A 25,335-nucleotide genomic window follows, 5' to 3' on the forward strand; every position below is an offset into this window, starting at 1 on the left:
AATCAAATTAAACTTCGTTACTGGCATTCAATGACCGACCCAACCGACCATAAACTGGACGATCTACCTCGCCAGATCCGCGCCTGGGCCCTCGAACTGGGCTTTAGTGACGCCGGCATCACCCTGCCCGACACGGGCGTTCACGGTGAGCGGTTGCAGGTCTGGCTGAACGAAGGGCATCACGGCGAAATGTCCTACATGGCTGACCATGGCGACAAACGCTATACCCCCACCTCTCTGGTGGAAGGGACCCGGCGGGTGATTTCCGTTCGGCTGGATTACCTGCCGGCACCGGACAATCCGGGGCAGGTGCTTACTAACCGGGAAAAGGCTTATATAACCCGCTACGCGGTGGGACGCGACTACCACAAACTGATGCGAAAACGCCTGGCGACCCTGGCAAAACGAATTGACGAAGCGGTCTCAGGCTACGATTACCGGGCTTTCGTGGACAGCGCGCCGGTTCTTGAACGCGCACTTGCTCAGCGCGCGGGGCTTGGATGGATTGGCAAGAACAATATGCTGATTCACCCTAAAGCCGGCTCGTTTTTCTTTCTGGGGGAAATCTTCACCAGCGCGCCATTACCCCTCGACGAACCCTTCGAGAAAGAACACTGCGGCACCTGTGCGGCATGCCTGGACGTCTGTCCTACGGACGCATTCGAAGGCCCCCACAAACTGGACGCCCGGAAATGCATCAGTTATCTCACCATTGAGCTCAAGGGCAGCATTCCGGAAGAACTGAGATCGAAGATGGGCAACCGTGTGTTTGGTTGCGACGACTGCCAACTGGTCTGCCCTTGGAACAAGTTCAGCAAGCCCACAGCGGAGAAAGACTTCCAGCCACGCCATGGCCTGGACAACAGCGAGCTGGCTACCCTGTTCCTGTGGACCGAAGAAGAATTCCTCAAACGCACCGAAGGCTCGGCCATACGCCGGACCGGTTATGAAGGCTGGCTTCGCAACCTGGCGGTAGGCCTCGGCAACGCACCCTCAACCATTCCAGTAATTGAAGCCCTCAAAGCGCGGGCCGATCACCCATCTGAAATGGTTCGGGAGCACGTCCACTGGGCCCTGGGCCGACACGGTCTATAACTGGAAAAAATGCTCGCGGTAGTGACGCAGCTCGTTGATTGAGTCTCGAATATCGTCCAGAGCCAGATGACTGCCCTTCTTCTTCACCCCGTCCAGCACATCCGGTCGCCAGCGACGGGCCAGCTCTTTAACCGTGCTTACATCCAGATTGCGGTAGTGGAAGAAGGCCTCAAGCTCCGGCATATACTTCACCAGGAAACGCCGGTCCTGGCCAATACTGTTGCCACACAAAGGGGACTGGCCCGGCTCAAGGTATCGCTGCAGGAACTCCAGGGTTTTCTGTTCGGCATCAATCTCGCTGAACTTGCTGCCCTTTACCCGCTGGGTCAGTCCGCTTTCGCCATGAGTACGGGTGCACCACTCATCCATATCGCTGAGCAGTTTGTCGGACTGGTGCACGGCAATCACCGGCCCTTCTTCAATGGTGTTCAATTCCGAATCCGTAACGATGGTCGCTATCTCGATAATGCGCTCTTTCTCCGGGTCCAGCCCGGTCATCTCCAGGTCAATCCAGACAAGATAGTTGGCTTCTGGCATTCAGCAGTCTCCAGCGGTTAACTCGTGAGTCAGGCAACGGCCCCGCCGTTGCTGCACATAGTCTGCCTATTGTGGATGAATCACGTATGATGTTACAGCAATCACCATTCTCCATCAGGAATTAACCAACCCACGATATGGCTAAACGTCGACTGAACAAGCAGCAGCAATGGCGCATCAAGAAGGTCCAGCAGGAACGGGCCGCCCGGGCGGCCAGGAAAGAAGAAGCCATTGGCGAAAAGCTGGATGCCGGCGATCTGGGGCCGGAACAACAGGGACTGGTTATTGCCCACTATGGCCAGCAACTGGACGTGGAAGCTCTTGAGGGAGAAGACACTGGCAAGGTGTTGCGCTGCTTCGTAAGAGCCAACATAGACAGCCTGGTGACCGGCGACAAGGTGATCTGGCGGCCCGGGAGCGACGGCACCGGAGTGATCGTGGCCCGTTGCGACCGCAATACCCTGCTGCAACGGCCAGACAACTTCGGCGCGCTCAAACCCGTTGCCGCCAACATTGACTATATAATCCTGGTAATTGCCCCCGAGCCGGAGCCCCATGACAACCTGATCGACCGCTACCTGGTGGCAGCGGAAAGTACGGATATTCCGGTAATCATACTGCTCAACAAGACCGATCTGATTACTGACCAGAACCGGGAGCCCATCGACAACCTGCTGGCACGCTATGAAAAGCTTGGCTACCGCACAGAACGCACATCAGCAAAGACCCTGGAAGGGGAACAGGCGGTTCGGGTGGAGGATCTGGTGAAAGACCAGACCAGCGTATTCGTGGGCCAGTCGGGTGTTGGCAAGTCGTCTATTATCCAGACACTGCTTCCTGACGAGTCGATCCGCGTAGGCGCCGTATCGGAAAGCACCGGCAAGGGCATTCATACCACCACAACCGCGAGGCTTTTCCACCTCATTTGTGGCGGCGACCTGATCGACTCACCGGGTATCCGGGAATTCGGTCTGTGGCACATGACTCCGCAGGAGATCGAGTACGGCTTCCGTGAAATTCGCGACCTGATCGGTCACTGCAAGTTCCGCAACTGCAGCCATATGGGTGACCCCGGCTGCGCCATTGCTCAGGCTGCCGAAGACGGGCGCATCAGTGTGGAGCGAATGAAAAGCTTCAACCGGATTTTGCAGGATATGGCAGAACAGCAGTCCCGGGGCCTCAAAGCTGACTGAACTGGCCTACCAGTTCAGCTCGCCGGGGGCGGGCTCTTCCCGCTCCTCTGACCAGGTGCCCTCCTCAAGCCGCTCCATGGCCTCCTGCTGCTCGTCTTCGGAGGGCGCAGTGAGGTCTATCAATGGTTCGTTCGATCTTCCGGCATTACTCTGAATACCTTCTGCCGTCTTCTTGTTCATCACGATAATGGAAATGCGGCGGTTAACCGGCGCCTGCGGGTCGTCCTGATCAAACAGCACGGAATCACTCAGGCCCACTACCCGGCCGATCTGCTGTTGCCTTACACCACCGGCCACCAGTGCTCGGCGAGCCGTGTTGGCGCGATCCGCTGACAGCTCCCAGTTGGTGTAACCAGGGCGGCCGCTAAAGGGGGTGGAATCGGTATGGCCGGTAATGCTCAGCTTGTTGTTGACGGTGCTCAGGGTTTTGGCCAGCTCGAAAAGGATATCCTGGGAATAGTACTTGAGCTCGGCACGACCGCTGTCGAACATCGGGCGCTGGGAGCGGTCGACGATCTGTATCCGCAACCCTTCGCTGGTGATATCGATTAACAGCTGATCCTTGAACTCCTGCAAGGTTTCATTCTGCTCTATCCGGTCTTTCAGGTCCTGAAATAACTCCTCCATCTGCTGCTGTTCCAGGGTCTGCGCCAGCTCTTCAACCACCTGATCTTCAATCTGGATGTCGCTGCGCTCGATATCCTCGCTGCTCTCGTTAATAATAGAGGCGCTGCCCTCAAGGTCCACGGGGTTCGGAGATCCGCCCTCGGTAAACCCGACTGGGTCCCTGAAATAACCCTCAACCGCAAGCTTCTGTTCCGGGGTTGCAGTGGCGGTCAGCCATAACACGAGGAAGAAAGCCATCATGGCGGTAGCAAAATCGGCAAAAGCCACTTTCCATGACCCACCGTGATGCCCGGCGGCAACTACCTTTTTTCGCTTTACAATGATTGGCTGGTCTTCCAAGAAACTGCTCCCGACGGCTCTTGCTCAGATTATTTCGAACGCACGTGGTCGTTCAGTTCCTGGAACCCCGGCCGTTTGTCTGACGGCAACGCCTTGCGGCCAAACTCGATGGCCATTTGCGGTGCCTGACCAGAAACGGTCGCCACAATCGCGGATTTCACACACTCATATGCCTTGAGCTCATACCGGGCGGAATGTTCCATGGCAATAGAGGTGGGCCCGACGAAGCCATAACCCATCCAGATACCCAGAAACGTACCCACCAGAGCCGCTGCCACGCTGAGCCCGATCTTTTCAGGCCCCTCGCTGAGAAAGTTCATGGTGATAACGATACCCAACACCGCCGCCACAATCCCCAGGCCTGGCAATGCATCGGCTATCTTGTTGACGGCATGGGCCGGCTCGTCCAGCTCGTGCTTACGACTGTCGATCTCGTTCTCCATCATGCCTTCCAGCTCATGGGTGGCCATGTTCCCGGAACTGATGATCCGCAGGTAATCCGTCATGAAGGCAAGCAGGTACTTGGATTTCATGATGGCGGGGTAGCGGGTAAAAATCTGGCTTTCCTGAGGATTGTCGATGTCCTCTTCAATGGCCATCACGCCCTGCTTTCGGGATTTGTCGAACACCTCATACATCAGGCTCAGCAGGTCCATGTAATAGGACTTGTTATAGGGGGAGCCGGTTAACTGGATGAGGACACCCTTGCCGACTTCCTTGATGGTGTGCAATGGGTTTGCAATCACGAATGACCCGACCGCTGCGCCTCCGATAATCAAAATTTCGGTTGGCTGCCACAACACCATGAGATTACCGCCATGGAGAACGTACCCTCCCAGGACGCTTGCAATTACAACAACTGCACCGATTATGAGTAGCATGGAAAGAGAACATACCTTCTGTAATTGTTATCGGGAAACCGAGTCTGGACCCAAGCCGCCATTCCGCCTCGCAGAGATAATAGCAAGCACCGATCAGAACCGCGAAGCTGTGAAACAATTTCTATACACAGCGCGCAGTTTGGTAAACTTTGTTTCTTTGAGCGCCAAGGATTCCACCTGATGTACGACAAGCTATTTGTAACGGGCCAGTACGTAGCACCACAACTGAGCATTTCCCGACTGGCCGGCCGCCTCGCAGACAACGAAAGCGTTCCGGCGCTCAAGAACCGTGTCGTAAACTGGTTTATCGGCCGATATGGCGTAGACATGAGCGAGGCACTTGAATCAGAGGCGGACGCCTACCCCAGCTTCAACGCCTTTTTCACCCGTGCGCTCAAGCCGGGACAGCGGCCCATAGCTGACGGCGAGTCGGTAATCGTCAGCCCTTCGGATGGCACCATAAGCCAACTGGGCTGCATCAACGATGGCCGCGTCTTCCAGGCCAAGGGACAGTCTTTTAGCCTTAATGAACTGCTTGGTGGCGACCAGCAACGCGCAAGCGCATTCACAGACGGCGAGTTTGCGACCATTTACCTTGCCCCCAGGGACTATCACCGAGTCCACATGCCGTTGGCAGGCACCCTGCGGGAAATGATCTATGTGCCCGGAAAACTGTTTTCCGTCAATCCGGTCACGGCCGAAAAGGTGCCTAACCTGTTTGCGCGGAATGAACGCGTCGTATGTATTTTTGACACGGCGGCAGGCCCGATGGCCTTCGTGCTGGTGGGTGCGATGGTTGTCGGCAGTGTCGAAACCACCTGGGCCGGTATTGTGGCCCCGGGTAAACGCCGGGTTGACGTAACCCACTACGACGGACTCAAAACCCCTATACGCTTTGACAAGGGAGAAGAAATGGGGCGCTTCCGCCTGGGCTCAACCGTTATTATGGTGATGCCCAAAGGCTCAGTCTCCTGGAACAGTGATCAGGTGGCCGGCGGCAGAGTTCGCATGGGAGAAGCGTTTGGAGAACTCACGCCCGGTCAGCAGGAAACGCAATAACCCCGGCGAGGTCATCCAGCCCCAGCTTCAGCATCAGCAAACGATCAAGCCCCAGCGCCACCCCTGAACAGTCCGGCACGCCGGCATCCAGGGCCGCCAGAAATGCCTCATCAACGGGCATTTCGGGCTTGCCGGCGGAACGTCGCGCCTGATTATCCGCCGCGAACCGCCACTGCTGCTCTTCCTTGTCGGTCAGCTCCCAGTAGCCGTTACAGAGTTCCACCCCCTGCACATACAGTTCGAAACGGTGCGCCTGACGAAAACCGTCCTGCTCGGACACTCTTGCCAGCGCTGCCTGTGATTCCGGATAGCCGGTAACGAACACTGGCCCGATTTCAGCCAACGCCGGCTCAACCTGGCAACTCATCAGCAGATCCAGACAATCATCGCGGGATAAAGACTGTAACCGGGACGGCTCCATCCACTGCTCGCAGAGAGCCGACAATTCGCTGTCGCTGGCCAGGAACGGGTCAATGCCTGCAAAGCGCAGAAAAACATCCCGGTAACGCATCGTGGCAGGGGCGTCACAACCCAACCAACCACATACCAGCTCAGACACTTCGGCCATCAGGTCTGAGTCGGTGAAACCAGGCCGATACCATTCAAGCAGGGAAAACTCGGGGTTATGCCGTCGCCCGAACTCGCCGTCCCGAAACACGCGCGCCACCTGATAGATGGGGCCCGCACCGGCCGCCAGCAGTCGCTTCATGTGATACTCGGGGGAGGTCTGCAGCCAGCCGTTCGAAAACCCGGCTGCCACGGGGACAGGGCTTGCCGGGACGCTGTCGATATTGATATCGGTAACGCCGTATCGGCCCAGCACAGGCGTCTCGACTTCCATCACGCCCCGCTGCGCAAAAAAGCCGCGCACCCAGGCCAGCTGGTGTGCGCGGCTTTGGAGAGCAGCGACAGAGGCAGAAGGCTGCCAGGACGATATTGCCGCCACTTCGGAGCCCAATCAGCCGCCTTTTACACGGTTGACGTATTCGCCGGAACGGGTGTCCACCTTGAGCACCTCACCGATGGTGATGAACAGAGGCACGTTCACGACAGCGCCGGTAGAGAGGGTTGCCGGCTTGGTGCCACCCTGGGCGGTATCGCCCTTCATACCGGGATCGGTGTCCACCACCTCCAGCTCGACAAAGTTGGGCGGAGTTACAGACAACGGCGCACCGTTGTAGAGAGTTACGGTGTAAACATCCTGCTCCTTCAACCACTTCAGGGCATCGCTCACAGCTTTCGCATCCGCCGGATACTGCTCGAACGAACCATCGGTTTTCATGAAGTGCCAGAACTCGCCGTCGGTGTAGAGATACTCCATTTCCAGATCAATCACGTCTGCAGCTTCCAGGCTCTCACCGGACTTGAAGGTGCGCTCCCACTGGCGATTGGTCATCAGGTTGCGCAGCTTGACCCGGTTAAACGCCTGGCCCTTGCCGGGCTTTACGAATTCGTTCTCGAGAATGATACAGGGGTCGCCGTCCAGCAAAACCTTAAGACCGCCGCGGAATTCGTTGGTAGAATATGAAGCCATGAAATTATCACCTGAAAAGATGCGTATAAAAATTCGAAGGTCGCTATGATACAGCGAACCGCCACCCGTATAGAAGCCCGCCAATCCGATCATGATACCCGTAGCTGGCAACAGCTATTGTCAGACTCTGTGACAACACCAGAGGATCTGCTCAGGCGGTTAGAGCTTGACCCCGCCCTCTGGCTGTCTGGTGCAACGGAAGGCCACAGGCTGTTTCCGCTGCGTGTGCCCGAGCCCTACCTCCAGCGCATCGTCCCGGGGGATCCGGCGGATCCGCTGTTAAGGCAGGTACTGCCACTCTCTGCAGAAACAGACACCAGGTCGGGTTTTGTTCGTGATCCGTTACAGGAAAGCGACTCGATGCAGGCTACCGGCCTGATCCGGAAATATCAGAGCCGTGCCCTGCTGATGGTCACCGGGCAATGCGCCATAAATTGTCGTTACTGTTTCCGCCGCCACTTCCCTTATGACGAACACCGACTGTCACCGGAAGACCGGGCCGAGGTGCTGGCAACCCTGGGCAACGACACCCGTGTTAATGAAGTAATTTTCAGCGGAGGTGACCCACTGGTTGCCAATGACCGGTTGTTGTCATCCTGGGCCGAATCGCTGGCAGACATTTCCCACATCCGCCGCCTTAGGATCCACACGCGGCTGCCCGTGGTGATTCCCCAGCGTGTCTGCGAATCGCTCCTGGGGTGGATTTCCGAAAGCCGGCTACAGGTTGTCATGGTGATCCATACCAATCACCCGGCCGAGCTGGACAACCACACCCGTCACGCACTGGAACGCCTGAAAGCCGCTGGCGTCACCCTGCTGAACCAGAGCGTCATTCTGAAGGGCGTTAACGATACCGCAGAGGTATTGACCGATCTGAGCGAGCGGCTGTTCGAATGTGGCGTGCTGCCCTATTACCTCCATGCGTTTGACCCGGTGGAAGGCGCCCATCATTTCAGCGTCAGTGACGATAAGGCCCGGACATTGGTTCGCCAACTTATCGGCGCACTCCCTGGATTTCTGGTACCAAAACTTGTCAGAGAACTTCCTGACCGCCCCGGAAAGACGCCCCTGGACCTCTTTGCGTGACGCATTTGGCAAAGTGGGCCCAAATTGACTTGTTAAACATTGTCAACTCGTGCTCTTCTCGCTTTTTGTTGTGCGTTTGCTATTTTAAAGTGCGAAGAGTGACAACAATAAAAAACTGTATTCTCGAGGCTTTTCCAGCGATACGCGCAGGTGCCAGCAATCGTGGCCTGTGGTTCGTGGTGCAAACCGGAGTACCAACCGTGGTCCAGACAATTGGCGTGAACTCATGGAAGGCATGATCCTGAAACCTGATCTCCGTGTTCCTGAACAGAAAACGGCAAGCCTGTCATTTTGCCAGACATCTCCAAAAGCCTTCAGGGACTGGGTCAACCAGTTGCCTATGGCCAATATTGGGGAGGCTTCGCGGCAGCTCTATCACGCCATCATTGAACTGAACCACCTGTTTATCGCCCCCCAGCAGCGACTCCAGCTGCTGGAGCTGATTCGCCCGAAAATTCACTTTGTTTGCTCAGAACTGTCGAGGCACTACCTGGGCATGGCCATCGCGTTGCCCGAAAAGCAGCGCAAGATTGCCAACCTTTCCCAGGCACTCCAGCTCCACGCAGCCAGCGGCTATAAGCTCTGTGTCCTGGAGTTTCTGGACAACGGCGGGCTGGACAAGAACCGGAAAACAGTGGCCACAGCGATCCACCGGGCGATCTCGGAGCTGGCCGCAACGATTGTCCGTTCCCACCAACTGTATTGCCCCAGCCCGGCACAGAGCTGGCTGGAATGTCACCGCCTGTTCCGGTTTGCCCATCGCAATAAACTCAACGGGCTGTCTGTCGACGACGAGACCCTGAGCCACCGCCGCGCCAGCACGATAGAAGACTGCTACAAACGAATACTGCTACTTGGCTGTGCCCGCCCCAACCAGTTACGACAGGCAGAACTGGCGCTGGTCTACGAACTGTTCGAGAGATGGACCCATCTTGTCTCCTGTGGCCCCGAGGCTGACAACGACAGCCTGTTTGTGGTGAATATGGAGCGGGACACGGCGCCCATATACCGCAGCCTGCTGGAGCAGAAGCCGGGTAACGACAGTTACAACTTCGACACCCGCGAACTGTCCGAACACATTACCGAGTCGCTGCACGGCCGCCACAAGAAGGATGGCCACTCTCCCGGCAGCCTGGAACTGCCGCCCCGGGTCAGTGATACCCTGCTGACCCATCTCAGCCAGGCCCTGGGAATTCTGGCGAAGCGGAATTTCAATCGCATAGCCAGCCAGGGAACCCTGGAGGTATGCGTGGGGCTGACAGCCACCCACTTTTATGTGGCAGGCGCCAAGACATTTAATGAATTTGTCAGTGGTAATGACAACGGCCACCACGAACAGGACAACCAGTTCATGAGGTCATCACGCCGCAGGGACGACGCCTGGGCAGGTGCTCACGACGCGGGCCCCGGCGACGACCCGATACAGTCGGCGGATACTCCCATCAACTTCCGCAACAGCATTGGCGCCACACCGGATAGCGAACACGACCGCAGGCGCCCGCAGTCTCACCATGCCTTGCTGATCAACACCAGCCCCGGCGGTTACTGTGTCGGTTGGGAAACTAACGTGCCGGCTTCGCTGCAGGCCGGGGAAATACTGGGGGTTCGTGAGCAATCTCATCATCCCTGGAGTATTGCCGTGGTGCGCTGGATACGTCAGGTTCGAAACCAGGGCACCCAGGTGGGGATTGAGTTGCTGGCACCCAGTGCAGCACCCTGCGGCGTGAGACTGATCCAGAAAGTGGGCAACAGCAGTGAATACCTTCGGGGCTTGCTGTTGCCGGAAATCAGTGTGGTCAACCAGGCCGCAACCCTGATCACACCGAGGCTGCCGTTTCAATCCGGGAGCCGGATCTCTCTGCTCCACGATGGCCGCGAGGACCAGGGCACGCTTTCCCGCAAAATCTCCGCTACCGGAAGCATCAGCCAGTTTGAGCTCAAGCTCCAGAATAGCGGGACTGCAACCACGAGCAACACGCCGACAACGGCGAGTGCCAGCGAAGATGAATTTGATTCGCTGTGGCCGTCACTCTAAGGTTTGATTTCAGACAATCGAAAGCGTCCGGACCGGCGCCAAGGGTTGTTATTGAACGGTAACCCCTGCATCATTCAGCGTTATTGAAAGGCCCGCTCTATACTTATTAAAGAGCCGGCACAGCCAACGCGTACCACGAGACACCTGACGAATGCAGAAAAAGAACGCAACCGTACACCTGCTGATCCTTGACCCCTCACAAAACGACGCTGAGACGCTTGTGAGCCTGCTCCGGAACTCTGGCAAGGCCACGCGCGCTCATCGCATCACGTCCGAGGAAGATCTTGAGGAAACCCTGAAGGCAGGAAACTGGGACCTGTTACTGGCGCGGGACGACGTGGAACAGGAATTCGGGCCAGACGGCGCGCTGGCCATGATTCGCCGCATGGACAAGGACATCCCGTCCATACTGCTGACCACTGAATTCAACCGCGAGCGCACGGTCGCTGTCATGAAAGCCGGGGCCCACGATGCGGTGCCCTTTGAGAACACCGATCAACTGGTGTTGGTGGTTAACCGCGAGCTTGGTGCGCTAGAGGATCGTAGACGGCGCAGGACCCTGGAATCACACCTGCGTGAAGCCGAGCAGCGTTGCCAGTTACTGCTCGAAAGCTCCAAGGACGCCATTGCCTATATCAACGATGGCATGCATATATACGCCAACCAGTCATATATGGAATTTCTTGGCTACGACGATATCGACGACCTGATATGCATACCGGTACTGGATACCCTGACCCCGGAAAGCCAGGATAAGTACAAGGAGTTCATGAAGTCCTTTGCCGAGAGTGGTGAAGACGGCATGACCATGAACTGCGTCGCCCGCCGCAGCGATGACCAGGAACTGAACGTAACCATGTCGGTGTCTGCCGCCACCTATGACGGCGAGATCTGCACCCAGATTGTCATCCAGCCGGAACACAGCGATGGTGAGCTGGAGGAGAAGATTCGCCAGATCAGCAGCCAGGATCTGCTGACCGGCCTGTTCAACCGGCAATACCTGATGGACGCCCTTGGCCAGGCGATTGCAAAAGCAGGCAAGGACAACCAGAGCGGCGCCCTGGCCTACATCGCTCTCGATAATTTCATGAGCCTCAAAGGCCAGGTTGGTATAGCCGGCGCCGACCTTATGCTTGGCGATCTGGCCACGCTGCTCAAGGAGCAGGCGCCCGAGAATATGATTCTCGCCCGCCTGAGCGATGATGCTTTCTGCCTGCTTTGTCAGCCCTGCGAAGAAAAAGCCTTGGCGGAACTGTGTGAGGCGATCTGCAAGAAGGTGGAGGACCACCTGTTTGATATCAACGGCCGCACGGTGCAACTGACCCTGAGCATCGGGGTTGCAGCCATTACCGAAAACGCACCCAAGGCTCCTGACCTGATGGGGCGGGCTCATACCGCCTCGTCTGAGCTGAAGAAGAAAGCCGGCCACGAGCAGGGCAACGGCGTGCTGGTCTACAATCCCGCCGATTTCGAAACGATGGACGAGAGCAATTCGGCCGATGCCATACAGAAGGCGCTGGATGACAATCGTTTCAAGCTGCTGTTCCAGCCAATCATCAATCTCCGTGGTGAAGGCGAGGAACACTACGAAGCTTTTGTCAGGATGCTGAACAAGGACGACGAAGAGGTCTCTCCCTACGACTTCCTGCCCCCGGTCGGCCCCTCTGAAATGGCTCTGAAGATTGACCGCTGGGTGATCCTGCAAACCATCAAGCAGTTGTCCAGCCACCGGTCACGGGGCCATGACACCCGACTGTTCCTGAACATCACGGCCGAGACTCTCGAAGACAAGACCTTCACACCCTGGCTCAGCGTGGCGTTGAAAGCAGCCCGCCTGCCCGGTGACTCACTGATCTTCCAGATTCGCGAAGGCGACGCCAACAATTTCATGAAGCAGGCCAAGGACTTCGCCAAAGCCGTTCATGAGTTGCACGCCAAGGTTTCCATCTGCCAGTTCGGATGCGCACTTAACCCGTTCAACACCCTGAAGCATATCGATGTGGATTACGTGAAGATCGACGGTTCGTTCACCGAAGAACTGCAGAAGAAGGACGAGGCCAAGGAAGAGGTGAAGGAGATGGTCAAGAGCCTGCAAAGCGCCGGCAAGCTGACCATCGTACCGCTGGTAGAAAACGCCGGCGTGCTCGCCACGCTGTGGCAGGCGGGTGTGAACTATATCCAGGGTTACTACCTGCAGGCCCCGGTTCCGGAAATGAACTACGACTTCGGCGACCACTGACCAGCCATCACAGAGGCCCGGCCGGCTACTCGCCCGTCCGGGCCTCTGTGCTGGTTACTTCTTCGCGGCCTGAAGACTGTCGCTTTCTCTGAATCCGATCAGGTAGAGGATCGCGTCCAGCCCCAGCGTAGAAATGGCATGGCGGGCCGACTCTTTTACCAGCGGTTTGGCCCGAAAGGCCACACCCAGACCAGCCTGGCTCAGCATCGGTAGATCATTGGCCCCGTCCCCAACCGCAATGACCTGTTCCCGTGAGATGTGCTCACGCTCCGCAATTTCCAGAAGCAGTTCCGCTTTGCGCTTGCCATCGACAACCTGGCCCGCAACTCGACCGGTCACCTTGCCATTCTCGATTTCCAGCTCGTTGGCGTAAATGTAATCAATACCCAGCTTCTGCTGTAAATGACGGGCAAAATAGCTAAAGCCCCCGGAGAGAATGGCTGTGCGGTAGCCCAGTGACTTCAGGCTGAGGATCAGGTGCTCCGCACCCTCAGTCAGTCGCAGGCGGGCGGCAATCCCTTCCAGGACCGATTCGTCCAGGCCTTTGAGCAGCGCAAGGCGCTCTGCAAAGCTCTGGCTGAAGTCCAGTTCACCCTGCATAGCGCGCTCGGTAATCTCCGCTACCTGGCTACCTACACCGGCTTCCAGAGCCAGCTCGTCAATCACCTCGGCATCAATCAGCGTGGAATCCATATCGAACACCACCAGCCGTCGATTGCGCCGGAAAATGGAATCCTCCTGGAAGGCAATATCCACGTTCATTTCAGCGGCAATGTGCAGGAAGTCAGAGCGCAGCTGTTCCAGATCAGAAGGTGTACCCCTGACAGAGAACTCCACACAGGCAATGCGGTTCTCAGAAGAATTCAACGACGGCCGGGCCGAGAGCCGACTTATATTATCGATATTCAGACCGTGGCGCGCGGTAATGGCTGATACCCGTGCAATCTGCTCGGCCTTGATATCCCTCGACAGCAGCGTGACGATGTAGCAGGCCCGGTTGCGGCCCTCCGCCCACTGCTGATATTCCTCAATGGTGATCGGCGCAAAGCGCACCTGCAGGTCCAGCGCATGCAGCCGGAACAGCAGGTCCCGAATCACCGGCGAGGACTTGGACTCATCAGGAATTTCGATCAGGATCCCCCAGGTGAGGTGGTCATGGATCACCGCCTGGCCGATGTCCAGAATCCGTACATCGTACTGCCCCATAATACCGGTGATCTCGGACGTCAGACCGGGCTTGTCGCGCCCCGATACGTTAATCAGTACCAGCTCACTCACTGTCAGGCTGCTCCTCTGCATTGGCTGCCTCAGCGGCTTCAGCAGCGTTGCTGGCCGACTGGATGACATCAATAGCATCCACCCGCTGGAGCCCGCGAGGCAGTTTATGGCCGCGACGTCCGCGCTCACCCAGGTAGTGCTCCAGGTCACTGAACTGCAGCCCCATCTTGCGCTTGCCGGCGCGAATTTCGAGCTGGTCATCCTCGGCAAACACGGCCACGGCAACCACATATTCTTCCCGGTTCTGGACCCGCGCTGAAGGAATACTGATGATCTTGTTGCCCTTGCCCTTCGACAATTCCGGCAACTCACTCAGAGGAAACACCAGCATCCGGCCCTCATTGGAAATGGCGCCCAGATAAAGCGGTTTCTCTGAATCAGGCACCGCCACCGGCGGCATAATACCGGCCCCTTTCGGCACCGAGACCACCGCCTTGCCGTTGCGGTTCTTGCTAATCATGTCGTTCAGGGAGGTCACAAACCCATAGCCACCATCAGTGACAAGCAACACCTTGCGAGCTGGGTCCCCCATTAACAGCCCCGAGAAGGACGCCCCCGAAGGCGGATTGATACGGCCACTCAATGGCTCGCCCTGCCCCCTGGCAGAAGGGAGCGAATGGGCAACCAGGGAATAGGCCCGCCCGGTGGAATCCAGGAACACCGCCTGCTGGTTATTGCGCCCTTTTGCGGCCATGGCAAACTTATCGCCGGCCTTGTAGCTGAGGCCTTCCGGTTCGATATCGTGGCCCTTGGCCGCCCTGACCCAGCCTTTCTCAGACAGCACTACCGTCACCGGATCATTGGAGACCAGCTCAGTTTCACTGAAGGCCCTTGCTTCGCTGCGCTCAACGATCGGTGAGCGGCGGTCATCCCCATAGGTCTCGGCATCCGCCAGCAGCTCGTTCTTGATCAGTTCCCGCAGGCGGTCTTCCGAACCCAGAATGGCCTGGAGCTCGTCCCGCTCGGCAGCCAGCTCGTCCTGTTCACCACGGATTTTCATTTCCTCGAGTTTGGCCAGGTGGCGCAATTTAAGTTCGAGGATGGCTTCAGCCTGCTCTTCCGACAGCCCGAAGCGGGAAATGAGTTCCGCCTTGGGTTTGTCCTCATAGCGGATGATGGCAATGACTTCGTCGATGTTCAGGTAGGCGACCAGCAGGCCTTCAAGAATATGCAGGCGTGCCAGCACCTTGTCCAGCCGATGCTGAAGACGCCGGGTGACCGTGGTGCGGCGGAAACTGAGCCACTCTGTCAGCATTACCCGCAGGCCCTTTACGCCCGGGCGGCCATCGTTGCCGATGACGTTGATATTGACACGGTAGGTTTTCTCCAGGTCAGTACTGGCAAACAGGTGAGCCATCAGCCCTTCCTGGTCTACCCGGTTGGAGCGGGGAACAATCACCAGCCGGGTCGGATTCTCATGGTCTGACTCGTCACGCAGGTCCGCCACCATGGGCAGCTTCTTGGCCTGCATCTGCTGGGCGATCTGCTCCAGCACCCGGTTGCCGGAGACCTGGTGGGGCAGATCCGTTACCACAATTTCCCCACTCTCGTTGATCCAGCGTGCGCGCATCCGCAGCGAACCCTTCCCGGTTTCGTACATCTGCCGGATATCCTTGCGGGGCGTAATAATCTCGGCATAAGTGGGGAAATCCGGGCCCTTGACGTGTTCACACAGGTCATCTGTGGTGGCCTCCGGTTGTTCCAGCAGACGAACGCAGGCGGCGGTGATTTCCCGGACATTGTGGGGCGGTATATCGGTCGCCATACCCACCGCGATGCCAGTGGTGCCATTCAGAAGCACATGGGGCAGCCGGGCGGGCAACACCGACGGTTCATCCATGGTGCCATCGAAGTTAGGCACCCAGTCCACTGTGCCCTGCCCCAGCTCGCTGAGTAGCACATCCGCAAATTTGGCCAGGCGGGATTCCGTGTAACGCATGGCGGCAAACGATTTGGGGTCATCGGGCGCGCCCCAGTTGCCCTGGCCATCGACCAGCGGATACCGGTAGGAAAAAGGCTGCGCCATCAGCACCATGGCTTCGTAGCAGGCACTGTCACCATGGGGGTGGAACTTACCCAGAACATCACCCACCGTTCGGGCGGACTTCTTGTACTTCGACGTGGACTTCAGGCCGAGCTCGGACATGGCGTAGATGATCCGGCGCTGAACCGGCTTCAGGCCATCACCCACGTTGGGCAAGGCCCTGTCGAGGATGACGTACATGGAGTAATCAAGGTAGGCCTTCTCGGTGTAGTCCCTCAATGAAACCCGCTCAAAGCCTTCATCCGTGGTCTGAAACTCTGGCATGGATGCCCCTTTGTTGCGTGACTTGCGTGATATGAATTCCGGTGGCTACCCGGGCGGCAGCCGAAGGGCACATTATATGGAGGCGGGGACAGATACACCAACACCCTGTCGGATTTCCAATAGCGGAATTCCCGCATGGAGAGATATTAACCCTGGCCGTATGCTCGCAATCAGTAAAACGATGACCCGTTTCACGACATCCGAGAGTGGAGAACTATGAAACCCAACCTGAAAGCCTGCGGGCAGGCCATGATCACGGCCGTGGTGAATGCAGTTCTTGCTCTGGCCCTCATGCTGTTGGTGGAGTTCGCCATAAGCGGCACGTTCCAACTTGCTGAACCCTATCTTTGGGCAGGACTGCTAATCGGCCTGGTAATCTTTTTCGGTCAGTTCTGGCGTCAGCGCCACCTTTGCCGCAACGGGGAGCCCGGCCACGGCTCCACTGACACCTATTAACCCGTCATTTACCAGACACTATCAAGCGTTACACTTATCAACAATGATGAGCTCCTTCCCGGTGCTATCCTGACTTAATGCACTACGCTGCAACGAAAAGTCAGGATGAAAAGATGAATATAAGAAACTCCCTGGGCCTGAGAGCCAAAGTCGCCTTACCTTTTGCAGTTTCCGCCATCGCCCTGATTGTCATAGGTCTTTTCAGCGTCCTGACGGCGCGGAACCTGGTTTCTGACACCGACACGCTTTCCGACCGCTATCTTCCCGCCGTAAGCGAAGCCCTCAACGGTGATCGCGACCTTTACCAGGCCCTGGTCGCGCAGATGTCCTTCATCAGCGCCACCGAGAATGACGAACGCCCCGCTCGGCACATGGCGGATTTCGAAGAAAATGCCAGCCAGGCACTGGACAGAATGAACGCGGCCGTCGAGCGCCTGAGCGGCACCGGCGTTGCCGAAATAACAGAGGGATTTCGCAGCACCTACGACCGTTGGCTGAACTCGGCCCGTCAATCCATGGAGATCGCGCAGGCAGGCGATCCCTACGCGGGCCACCAATTGTTGATTGGCCAGAGCAATCAGGCCTTCAGCCAGCTACGGGACTATTTTGACAGTGTCGGGATCCATGCCGATGAGCAGGCTCAGATCACTGCCCGCGAAGCATCGGACGAAGGCTTGGCCAGTTCCGTTTTTATACTGGCGATAACGGCCGGCGCCCTCATCATTGGTCTTCTGCTGTTCGTGATAATTCTTCGAATGATTATTCAGTCTGTGAGCGTGCTAAGGAAACAACTGGACAACATCGCCCAGGGGGAAGGAGATCTCACACAGCGTGTTCCCGTTGAAATGGACGACGATCTCGGAAAGCTTGCCGTAAGTTTCAATCACGTGCTTGAAAACCTTCAGGGCATGATCGGCTCCATCCAGAATCTGAGCAAACAGCTGGGCGAAGGTGCCACTGAATTGTCCTCGACTGCCCATGACAACAGTAATGGAGTCACACGGCAAACCGATGCTATTTCCATGGTCGCAACGGCCATCAACGAGATGCAAAGTGCCATTGAGGAGGTGGCGGGCAATGCCTCTCGCGCCGCCGACATCACCAGACACGCCCAGGAGAAGGGGCGTAATGGAGCGACCATCATCCGCAACTCATCGGTTCAGGTACAACGCCTGGCTGCCCAGATCTCCAAAGCTGTGGAGGTTATACGCAAGCTTTCCCAGGATTCGGAAAACATAACCTCGGTGTTGGATGTTATTCGGGAAATAGCCGACCAGACCAACCTGCTGGCGCTTAACGCTGCTATAGAGGCAGCCCGCGCCGGGGAACAGGGCCGGGGCTTTGCAGTGGTTGCCGACGAAGTGCGCACGCTGGCCAAACGAACCCAGAAATCAACTGAAGACATACAGACCATGATTACCGCGCTGCAGACCGGCGTTGCCGATATCGTGGCGGTGATGGAAACCGGAAGCAAGGAAGCAGTGGAAACCGAAAAACTTGCGACTGAAGCCGAGGCTGAGCTTCAGGGCATTCTTGAGTCGATGGCGGATATCAGCGATATGAATACCAGCGTCGCGTCGGCCACAGAAGAGCAGACTCAAGTGGTCGACGAGATTAACCGCAGCGTTACGGAAATCAATGACCTGGCGTTTGAAGGGTTGGACCGGTCAGGTAGCATCGACCGTATAAGCAAATCGCTGGATGGCTATGCCAGAGAGCTGGAACAACAGACGGGCAGGTTCAAGGTATAAACAGGGAGAACTCGCCCCATCTCCGGCTTCTCCGCGAGAGGGGGCGAACGAGGACCGTTACTGGCGGATGCCTTCCACCGAAATGATCATTTCGACCGTTTCAGAGGCTTTGCCAAGGTCCATGGGAACGCCGAAGTCGGAAAGCTTGAATTCGGTTTCCGCCTCGAAACCCATACGGTAGCCACCCCAGGGGTCGTCCCCGTGGCCCAGCATTTCCACGTCAAGGGTGATCTCTTTTGTCACGCCACGCAGAGTAAGGTCACCGATAATGTCGGCTTCGCCCTCCTCGTCTACTTCCACCCTTTTGCTCTTGAAGGTCGCCTCGGGGTATTCGCTGACATGGAGGAAATCCTCTGAACGCAGGTGCTTGTCCCGCTCAGCATGATTCGAGTCAACGCTGGAGGTATCGACGGTCACTTTCACCGAACTGTTTTCCGGGTTCTCTGCGTCGTAGACAAACTGGCCGTCGAAGTCATTGAACCGGCCATAAAGCCAGCTGTAACCCAGGTGGGAAATCTTGAAGGTAACAAACTGGTGTGCGCCTTTGGTGTCGAAGGCATAAGTTCCGCTATGCTCCGATGCCTGGACGCCACCAGCCATCGTGAGTGAAACAGCGGATGCAAGCAGCAGTTTTTTCATGTTCATCTCCTTGTTGAAAAAGCCCTAAGGCGCAATTGTAGACATTACTCAGTTCAGTTTTGATGACGATTCGTACCCAGCATACGCCGTAAGGTGTCGTCCCGGTCAATCACATGGTGTTTGATGGCCGCAAGGCCGTGCAGGCCGGCAAGCACAACAACGGCCCAGGTTACCCAGTAATGAACCAGGCCAGCTGTATCCTCCATACCCTTGATCCGGCCCGTCACTGAAGGCACTTCAAACCAGTCAAAGACACTGATGGAAGAGCCGTCCGCGGTGGAAATAAGGTAACCACTGATCATGGCCACAAAAATCAAAACATATAGAAGCAGGTGGGCCCCGTGTGCTGCCAACACCTCGAAGCGGCTGTGACTGGGTAGTGGGCGCGGCACCGGGTTAACGAGACGCCAAGCGAGCCGAAGCACCATGACCATCATCAACAGAATACCGATGCTCCGGTGGATATCGGGGGCGGTGCGGTACCAGTCGTCATAATAGGACAGGCCCACCATCCAGTAGCCAAGGCCAAAAAGGCCGAATACAGCGATGGCAACAAGCCAGTGAATACTGATGGCGACAATGCCAAACCTGTTGGCCGTGTTGCGTACCTGCATAGTGATCTCCGTTTTCAACGCCCCGACCCCTGCCTCTAGAACCTGAAAGCAGTGTAGAAACAGGCGCCCCTAAAACCAATCGAAATGTTTTGCATACATAGGTCAGAAATTCTGACCAAAGGGTTTCCCGGTCTTTAGCTCGTACTTTCCCTTATACCTTTGGTCTGATACGGGTTCTACGGATTGTAGAAAACCATGGCAAAGATAGAATTTACACATATCTTGAATACCCGGTTCGGGTCACTCATTGAACGAGAGGAAGTAACATGGAAATTGAATTCGACGAATCAGTTGTCGTTCCCAGCAATAACTGATTTCAGGCGGCTCCCGGCGGAGCCGTCTATACCTTCTTTTTAGGCGCCTTTTCCGTGCGCTGTTACTCGACGTTGCCTGTTTTTACATGAAATAGTGGCAATAATCTGTCGGTTTTGGCACTCTTCCGTCTGGAACCATAATCCTGCGCACCCTGGTTAAATTTCCACCAAAATCAGCAAGGTGCAGCCTGGATTGACAGATCGGAAGGGCCAGCGGGTGCTTCCGGTGTTTTCGTATATCCGGACCCCGAAGGCCTATGTCGCGAACCCTCCCAGAAGAGTTGACCGCACCGGAACTGGACGTGCTGTCGCCTATGTTGACCAGGGAGGGCGAATCATGGACGGCCGATTATCAGGGCCTGACGCTGCGAACTGCGTTACAACCCATTTTCAGCATTTCCCACAAACGCATTGTCGGCTACGAGGCACTGATTCGCGCCTTTGACCCGGATAATGCCGCGGTGCTCCCGCTACACCTGTTTGAACTGCCAGCATCTGAGGCGGAAAACCTGCTGCTGGATCGCCTTTGCCGCTACTTGCACATCCGTAACTATTCAACCTTTCAGGACCAGCTTAACTGGCTATTTCTCAACGTCTCTCCCCGCGTGGTGTCTGCCGGCAACCGGGCTGATTCCTTTTTCGGCGAATTGCTGAAAAAAACCGGGCTGCCCCCACACCGTATCGTAATGGAAATTGTTGAACAGCCCACTGATGACGCCGAACGGCTGCGGGAGACCGTAGCTTATTACCAGCAACTGGGGTGCCTGACCGCCATTGATGATTTCGGCGCTGGCCACTCCAATTTCGAGCGCATCTGGAACCTGTCACCCGACATTGTAAAGCTCGACCGCAAATTGCTGACCCGTGCCACAGATGACCGCAAAGCCAGGCAGATCCTTAACGGTATTGTTTCGTTGCTCCACCAGTCCGGATGTCTGGTCCTCCTGGAAGGCGTGGAAACCCATCACCAGGCCATGATTGCCATCGATGCGGGGGTCGATTTTGTACAGGGCTTCTATTTCCGCAAGCCCAGCATCTCACTGGCGGACATACCCGGCGAAGTGACCGATCTGGACGGATTGCTGAAAGACTACAAGAGCAAGAACCGGATAACGCAGGACCCGACCCAACAGCTGACGTCCTTTTTTGAGGGATTCTTCCGCAATGCAGTGGACAGGCTCAGCCAGGGCATGATGATGAGGGAAGCCTGCAATACCCTGCTGAATCACCCGGCGGTGTCACGATGTTATCTGGTGGATGAAAGCGGCATTCAGATCGACGACACCCTGATTTCAGATGCCATGGCCAGCAACCTGGATCCTCGCTTTCGTCCCCTGGAAAGCACCACCAGTGCAGACTGGTATCGCCAGCAGTATCTGCGGCAGGCTATCGCCCTGCCAGGCTACCTGCAGGTGACGGCCCCCTACCTCTGCATTACCGGTGCCTACATGTGTGTCACCCTGTCCCTGGGCTATTATCACAACGGACAGCTGAGAGTACTTTGCTGCGACGTTCTGGCCAACCCAACAGAAACCGCCGTCAGGAAAGGTTGATTCCGTAAACCAGGGAAATCACGCCCACCGTGACCAGGCCGATAAACAGGTTCATTGGCAGGCCCACCTTCACGAAATCCATGAACCGGTAACCACCCGGGCCGAAGACCATCATATTGGTCTGGTATCCAAGGGGCGTGGCGAAACTGGCCGAGGCCGCCATCATAACGGCAATGACGTAAGGCTCGGAGGCAATACCCAGGGAGGCGGTCATCGACAGCACAATGGGCAACACCAACACCGCTGCAGCGTTGTTGGTGATCACTTCAGTGAGTACCGACACGGAAAAATACACCAGCAGGACCGTCAGCAACGGATGGCCACTGCTGACATTCAGGATTCCCTCGGCCACGAACGCCGCTGCGCCCGTTTCCTGCAAGGCCGCGCCCAGTGCAAAAGAAGCTGCGATGGTGAGCATGACGGGTACGTCCACCGCTTTTTGTGCCTGACCAACCGAACAGCAGCCACTGAGCACCATCAACGCCGCACCCATCAGCGCGGCGTTGAGCATACTCAATACACCGAAGGCCGCGGCACCCACCAGCACCAGCAATATGCCCCACGACAGATACGCCCGATCGTGACGGGGCGTTTCGGTTTCCAGATCATTGATCAACAGGAAGTCCTTGGCGTACCGCTGACGGCTGACAAACGCCGGGCGGGCCTCAAGCAGCAACACATCCCCGGTCTTCAGACGAATATTACCCAGATTACCCGACACCCGCTCACCACCTCGCGCGACCGCCAGTACCACAGCACCGTATCGATCCCGGAAGCGGGCATCGCGGATGGTCAGCCCAAGCACTTCGGACCGGGGTGATAACGCGGCCTCCACCAGCCGACGCTCTGCGCGGTCTTTGCTCAGGCTGGGCTCATCATCATGAACCGACGGCACAATGCCATTGATGCGCAGCAGATCGGAAATGGCCTGGGTATCCCCGGCAAACACCAGCCGGTCACCTCCCCGCAGACGCTCCTCCGAGGGCACGGCGGTGACCACACTGCCATCCCGCTCGATCTCGACCAGGTAAAGCCGTTCCAGCTCACGCAGGCCAGCCTCACCAACGCTTTTGCCTACCAACGGGCCATCAAAGGCAACGGCCACCTCCAGGGTAAACTCCCGCATGGAGCCAAACTTCTGCTGGTCTTTGCGGTCGGGCAATGCCCGTGGCAGCACCAGAAGCATCACGGCGACACCAATCACTGCGACCGGCAACCCGACAGCCGTAATGGAAAAAATCGAAAAGCCCGCTTCCCCGGTTAACTGCTGATACTGCCCGTTTACCACCAGGTTAGTGCTTGTGCCAATCAGGGTCAGAGTGCCACCGAGAATGGCGGAGTAACTCAGGGGAATCATCAGCTTCGATGGCGATATGCCGATCTTCCGCGACCAGGCATGAACCGCCGGGATCATGGTGGCAACTACGGGGGTGTTATTCAGGAAGCCGCTCAACAACGCCACAGGAAACGCAATGCGGGCCTGGGCCGAGCGTACGGTGCGGGGAGAACGCAGCAGGTGATTAACCACCAGATCCACGCCACCGGAGTGATGAATACCGGCCGCTACCACAAACATCGCAACAACGGTGATCAGGCCGGTATTGCTGAACCCGGCCAGAGCCTGATCAGCAGTGACAATACCACTGGCACTCAGCACGATGAGTACGCCCAGCATGACGAGGTGCGGACCAAAACGCCCGACACTCATCAACAGCAACGCCACCCCCGCGAGGCTTAAAGCAAACCAGCCCTGCCAGTCCATCTGGTGTTCCCCTGGAGAAAAGGGGGCAGGATAGCGAGTTTGCTGAAGACTTAGAAAGAATAAAGGATGCTTTTTAAAGCACCAACGAGTATATAGCTGCTACGTCTACCAACCTCGGTTGGCACCTCATCACACTTCGATGTCTGCCATATTCCCATACGTCTCGAGCCATACCCGGCGATCGGATGCCCGCTTTTTCCCCAGCAGCATGTCCATACGGGCGTCTGTGTCGTCGCCATCGGCAATGGTGAGCATCACCAGCCGGCGGGTATCCGGGGCCATGGTGGTCTCACGGAGCTGGAGCGGGTTCATCTCGCCAAGGCCCTTGAAGCGGGTAACGGAGATTTTTCCGCGGCGGTTTTCCGCCGCCAGGCGGTCGAGAATGCCCTGCTTTTCGTGCTCATCCAGCGCATAGAAGGTTTCCTTGCCCAGATCCACCCGGTATAGGGGGGGCATGGCCACGAACACATGACCGGCGGCAACCAGCGGACGGAAATGTTTGACGAACAGCGCACACAACAAAGTGGCAATGTGCAGCCCGTCGGAGTCGGCGTCGGCCAGAATACAGATCTTGTTGTAGCGAAGGCCGTCAAGTTTGTCAGAGCCTGGATCTACTCCGATTGCAACAGCAATGTCGTGGACTTCCTGAGAGGCAAGAATCTCGCCGGAGTCCACTTCCCAGGTGTTGAGGATCTTCCCCCGCAGAGGCATCACTGCCTGGAATTCCCGGTCACGGGCCTGTTTGGCCGAGCCACCTGCCGAATCCCCTTCCACCAGGAAAAGCTCGGAGCGATTGCTGTCGCTGCCGGAACAGTCCGCCAGCTTGCCAGGAAGGGCCGGGCCTGAGGTCACTCTCTTGCGGGCCACCTTTTTGCTGGCCTTCAACCGTCGCTGGGCATTGCTGATAAACAGTTCGGCCAGTGCTTCGGCGATGTCGGTATGCTGGTTGAGCCACAGGCTGAAGGCATCCTTGACCACCCCGGAAATAAACGCCGCCGCTTCCCGCGATGAGAGACGCTCCTTGGTCTGGCCGGAGAACTGGGGCTCCTGCATCTTGAAAGACAGCACGTAGGCGCAGCGCTCCCAAATGTCCTCGGGCGACAGCTTCACACCGCGGGGCAGCAGGCTGCGAAACTCGCAGAATTCCCGCATGGCTTCCAGCAAGCCCGTGCGCAAGCCATTAACGTGGGTGCCCCCCTGGGCGGTGGGAATCAGGTTAACGTAGCTTTCCATCACCGCTTCACCACCTTCCGGAAGCCACTGAATGGCCCAGTCTACCGCTTCTTTGTTACCGGAAAAGCTGCCGGTGAAGGGCTCCAGAGGTACCGCTTCGATGTCTGCCAGCTCGGTACGCAGATAATCGCGCAGCCCCCCTTCGTAGCACCATTCATCCTTGTCGCCGGTCTGTTCCTGCAGGAAAGTAATATGCAGGCCAGGGCAAAGTACGGCCTTGGCACGGAGGTTATGGCGTAGACGACTCACGGAAAATTTCGGACTGTCGAAATAGCTCGGGTCCGGTGTGAACTTCAGCCGGGTACCGGTGTTACGCTTGCCAACGGTGTCCACAACCTCAAGGTCGGTCTGTTTGTGGCCATCGGCAAACGTCATCCGGTGTAGTTGCCCGTCACGCTTGATCAGTACTTCAAGTTGGGTAGACAGAGCGTTGACCACTGACACGCCTACCCCGTGCAAACCACCAGAGAAGTTATAATTACCCTGGGAGAACTTGCCGCCGGCATGAAGGCGGGTCAGGATCAGCTCCACACCTGGAACACCATGTTCCTTGTGCATATCCACCGGCATACCGCGACCGTCGTCCTCAACACTCAGCGCTCCGTCGCTGTGAAGAATCACATCAATTCGACGGGCGTGGCCAGCCAGGGCTTCGTCAACACTGTTATCAATGACTTCCTGGGCCAGATGGTTAGGGCGACTGGTGTCGGTGTACATGCCCGGGCGTTTGCGTACCGGGTCCAGACCACTCAGAACTTCGATGGCATCGGCGTTGTACAGTTTCTGGCTCATGGGAAGGGAA

General features: G+C 57.1%; 20 protein-coding genes. 9 read left to right on the plus strand and 11 right to left on the minus strand.

Annotation, left to right across the window (positions count from 1 at the left end):
• Positions 1-30 precede the first annotated feature (30 nt).
• Complete coding sequence (gene queG / locus FO268_RS01445; protein WP_150988548.1) at positions 31-1,095, plus strand: tRNA epoxyqueuosine(34) reductase QueG; 1,065 nt, start codon at positions 31-33, stop codon at positions 1,093-1,095.
• Here the strand turns inward: queG and orn are convergent.
• Positions 1,090-1,632, minus strand: a complete 543-nt coding sequence (gene orn / locus FO268_RS01450; RefSeq protein ID WP_150988551.1) for an oligoribonuclease — start codon at positions 1,630-1,632, stop codon at positions 1,090-1,092. The genes queG and orn overlap by 6 nt on opposite strands.
• Before the next feature lie 137 nt (positions 1,633-1,769).
• Between orn and rsgA the strand changes: the two genes are divergently transcribed.
• Entirely contained in the window at positions 1,770-2,825 is a 1,056-nt protein-coding gene (gene rsgA, locus FO268_RS01455) for a small ribosomal subunit biogenesis GTPase RsgA (protein ID WP_150988554.1), read from the plus strand.
• A gap of 6 nt (positions 2,826-2,831) precedes the next feature.
• Here the strand turns inward: rsgA and motB are convergent, their stop codons facing one another.
• Positions 2,832-3,791 (minus strand): flagellar motor protein MotB, encoded by a 960-nt coding sequence (gene motB / locus FO268_RS01460; protein ID WP_150988559.1) that lies wholly within the window; start codon positions 3,789-3,791, stop codon positions 2,832-2,834.
• A 29-nt stretch (positions 3,792-3,820) separates the two neighbouring features.
• Complete coding sequence (gene motA, locus FO268_RS01465; RefSeq protein ID WP_150988562.1) at positions 3,821-4,672, minus strand: flagellar motor stator protein MotA; 852 nt, start codon at positions 4,670-4,672, stop codon at positions 3,821-3,823.
• A 180-nt stretch (positions 4,673-4,852) separates the two neighbouring features.
• Between motA and asd the strand changes: the two genes are divergently transcribed.
• Complete coding sequence (asd, locus tag FO268_RS01470; protein ID WP_150988565.1) at positions 4,853-5,731, plus strand: archaetidylserine decarboxylase; 879 nt, start codon at positions 4,853-4,855, stop codon at positions 5,729-5,731.
• On the opposite strand, the gene epmA is transcribed toward asd, so the two are convergent.
• On the minus strand, positions 5,703-6,689 hold the full coding sequence (gene epmA, locus FO268_RS01475; RefSeq protein WP_227716214.1) for an EF-P lysine aminoacylase EpmA: 987 nt from the start codon (positions 6,687-6,689) through the stop codon (positions 5,703-5,705). The two genes, asd and epmA, sit on opposite strands and share 29 nt — an antisense overlap.
• On the minus strand, positions 6,690-7,265 hold the full coding sequence (gene efp / locus FO268_RS01480) for an elongation factor P (RefSeq protein ID WP_150988568.1): 576 nt from the start codon (positions 7,263-7,265) through the stop codon (positions 6,690-6,692).
• A gap of 45 nt (positions 7,266-7,310) precedes the next feature.
• Here efp and epmB point away from each other — a divergent pair, with 45 nt between their 5' ends.
• The 3 genes from epmB to FO268_RS01495 all read left to right on the plus strand — a co-directional run bounded on the left by epmB (position 7,311) and on the right by FO268_RS01495 (position 12,625).
• On the plus strand, positions 7,311-8,351 hold the full coding sequence (gene epmB / locus FO268_RS01485) for an EF-P beta-lysylation protein EpmB (protein ID WP_150988570.1): 1,041 nt from the start codon (positions 7,311-7,313) through the stop codon (positions 8,349-8,351).
• Positions 8,352-8,577: 226 nt separating this feature from the next.
• On the plus strand, positions 8,578-10,386 hold the full coding sequence (locus FO268_RS01490; protein WP_150988573.1) for a GTPase: 1,809 nt from the start codon (positions 8,578-8,580) through the stop codon (positions 10,384-10,386).
• A 151-nt stretch (positions 10,387-10,537) separates the two neighbouring features.
• Positions 10,538-12,625 (plus strand): EAL domain-containing response regulator, encoded by a 2,088-nt coding sequence (locus tag FO268_RS01495; protein WP_150988576.1) that lies wholly within the window; start codon positions 10,538-10,540, stop codon positions 12,623-12,625.
• Positions 12,626-12,679: 54 nt separating this feature from the next.
• Here the strand turns inward: FO268_RS01495 and serB are convergent, their stop codons facing one another.
• The gene (serB, locus tag FO268_RS01500; protein WP_150988579.1) at positions 12,680-13,903 is read right to left on the minus strand and encodes a phosphoserine phosphatase SerB; all 1,224 of its coding nucleotides are present in this window, start codon (positions 13,901-13,903) and stop codon (positions 12,680-12,682) included.
• Entirely contained in the window at positions 13,896-16,211 is a 2,316-nt protein-coding gene (parC, locus tag FO268_RS01505) for a DNA topoisomerase IV subunit A (RefSeq protein ID WP_150988582.1), read from the minus strand. Before parC ends, serB begins: the two co-directional genes overlap by 8 nt.
• 216 nt (positions 16,212-16,427) lie before the next feature.
• On the opposite strand from parC, the gene FO268_RS01510 reads away from it, so the two are divergent.
• The gene (locus FO268_RS01510; RefSeq protein WP_150988585.1) at positions 16,428-16,667 is read left to right on the plus strand and encodes a hypothetical protein; all 240 of its coding nucleotides are present in this window, start codon (positions 16,428-16,430) and stop codon (positions 16,665-16,667) included.
• Between the two features lie 113 nt (positions 16,668-16,780).
• Positions 16,781-18,418: a methyl-accepting chemotaxis protein gene (locus FO268_RS01515; protein ID WP_150988588.1), complete on the plus strand. Its 1,638-nt coding sequence runs from the start codon at positions 16,781-16,783 to the stop codon at positions 18,416-18,418.
• Between the two features lie 57 nt (positions 18,419-18,475).
• Here the strand turns inward: FO268_RS01515 and FO268_RS01520 are convergent, their stop codons facing one another.
• Complete coding sequence (locus FO268_RS01520) at positions 18,476-19,057, minus strand: YceI family protein (protein ID WP_150988590.1); 582 nt, start codon at positions 19,055-19,057, stop codon at positions 18,476-18,478.
• Between the two features lie 53 nt (positions 19,058-19,110).
• The gene (locus tag FO268_RS01525; RefSeq protein WP_150988593.1) at positions 19,111-19,671 is read right to left on the minus strand and encodes a cytochrome b; all 561 of its coding nucleotides are present in this window, start codon (positions 19,669-19,671) and stop codon (positions 19,111-19,113) included.
• Between the two features lie 571 nt (positions 19,672-20,242).
• Here FO268_RS01525 and FO268_RS01530 point away from each other — a divergent pair.
• Positions 20,243-21,538, plus strand: coding sequence for an EAL domain-containing protein (locus FO268_RS01530; RefSeq protein WP_150988596.1), 1,296 nt, complete (start codon positions 20,243-20,245; stop codon positions 21,536-21,538).
• Here FO268_RS01530 and FO268_RS01535 read toward each other — a convergent pair.
• Together FO268_RS01535 and parE are read right to left on the minus strand one after the other, a co-directional pair.
• A complete protein-coding gene (locus tag FO268_RS01535; RefSeq protein WP_150988599.1) occupies positions 21,525-23,300 on the minus strand; it encodes an SLC13 family permease in 1,776 nt (591 codons plus the stop codon). The genes FO268_RS01530 and FO268_RS01535 overlap by 14 nt on opposite strands.
• Positions 23,301-23,429: 129 nt before the next feature.
• Complete coding sequence (gene parE, locus FO268_RS01540; RefSeq protein ID WP_150988602.1) at positions 23,430-25,325, minus strand: DNA topoisomerase IV subunit B; 1,896 nt, start codon at positions 25,323-25,325, stop codon at positions 23,430-23,432.
• Positions 25,326-25,335: the final 10 nt, after the last annotated feature.

The organism is Marinobacter denitrificans (assembly GCF_008795955.1).
Taxonomy (GTDB): Bacteria; Pseudomonadota; Gammaproteobacteria; order Pseudomonadales; family Oleiphilaceae; genus Marinobacter; species Marinobacter denitrificans.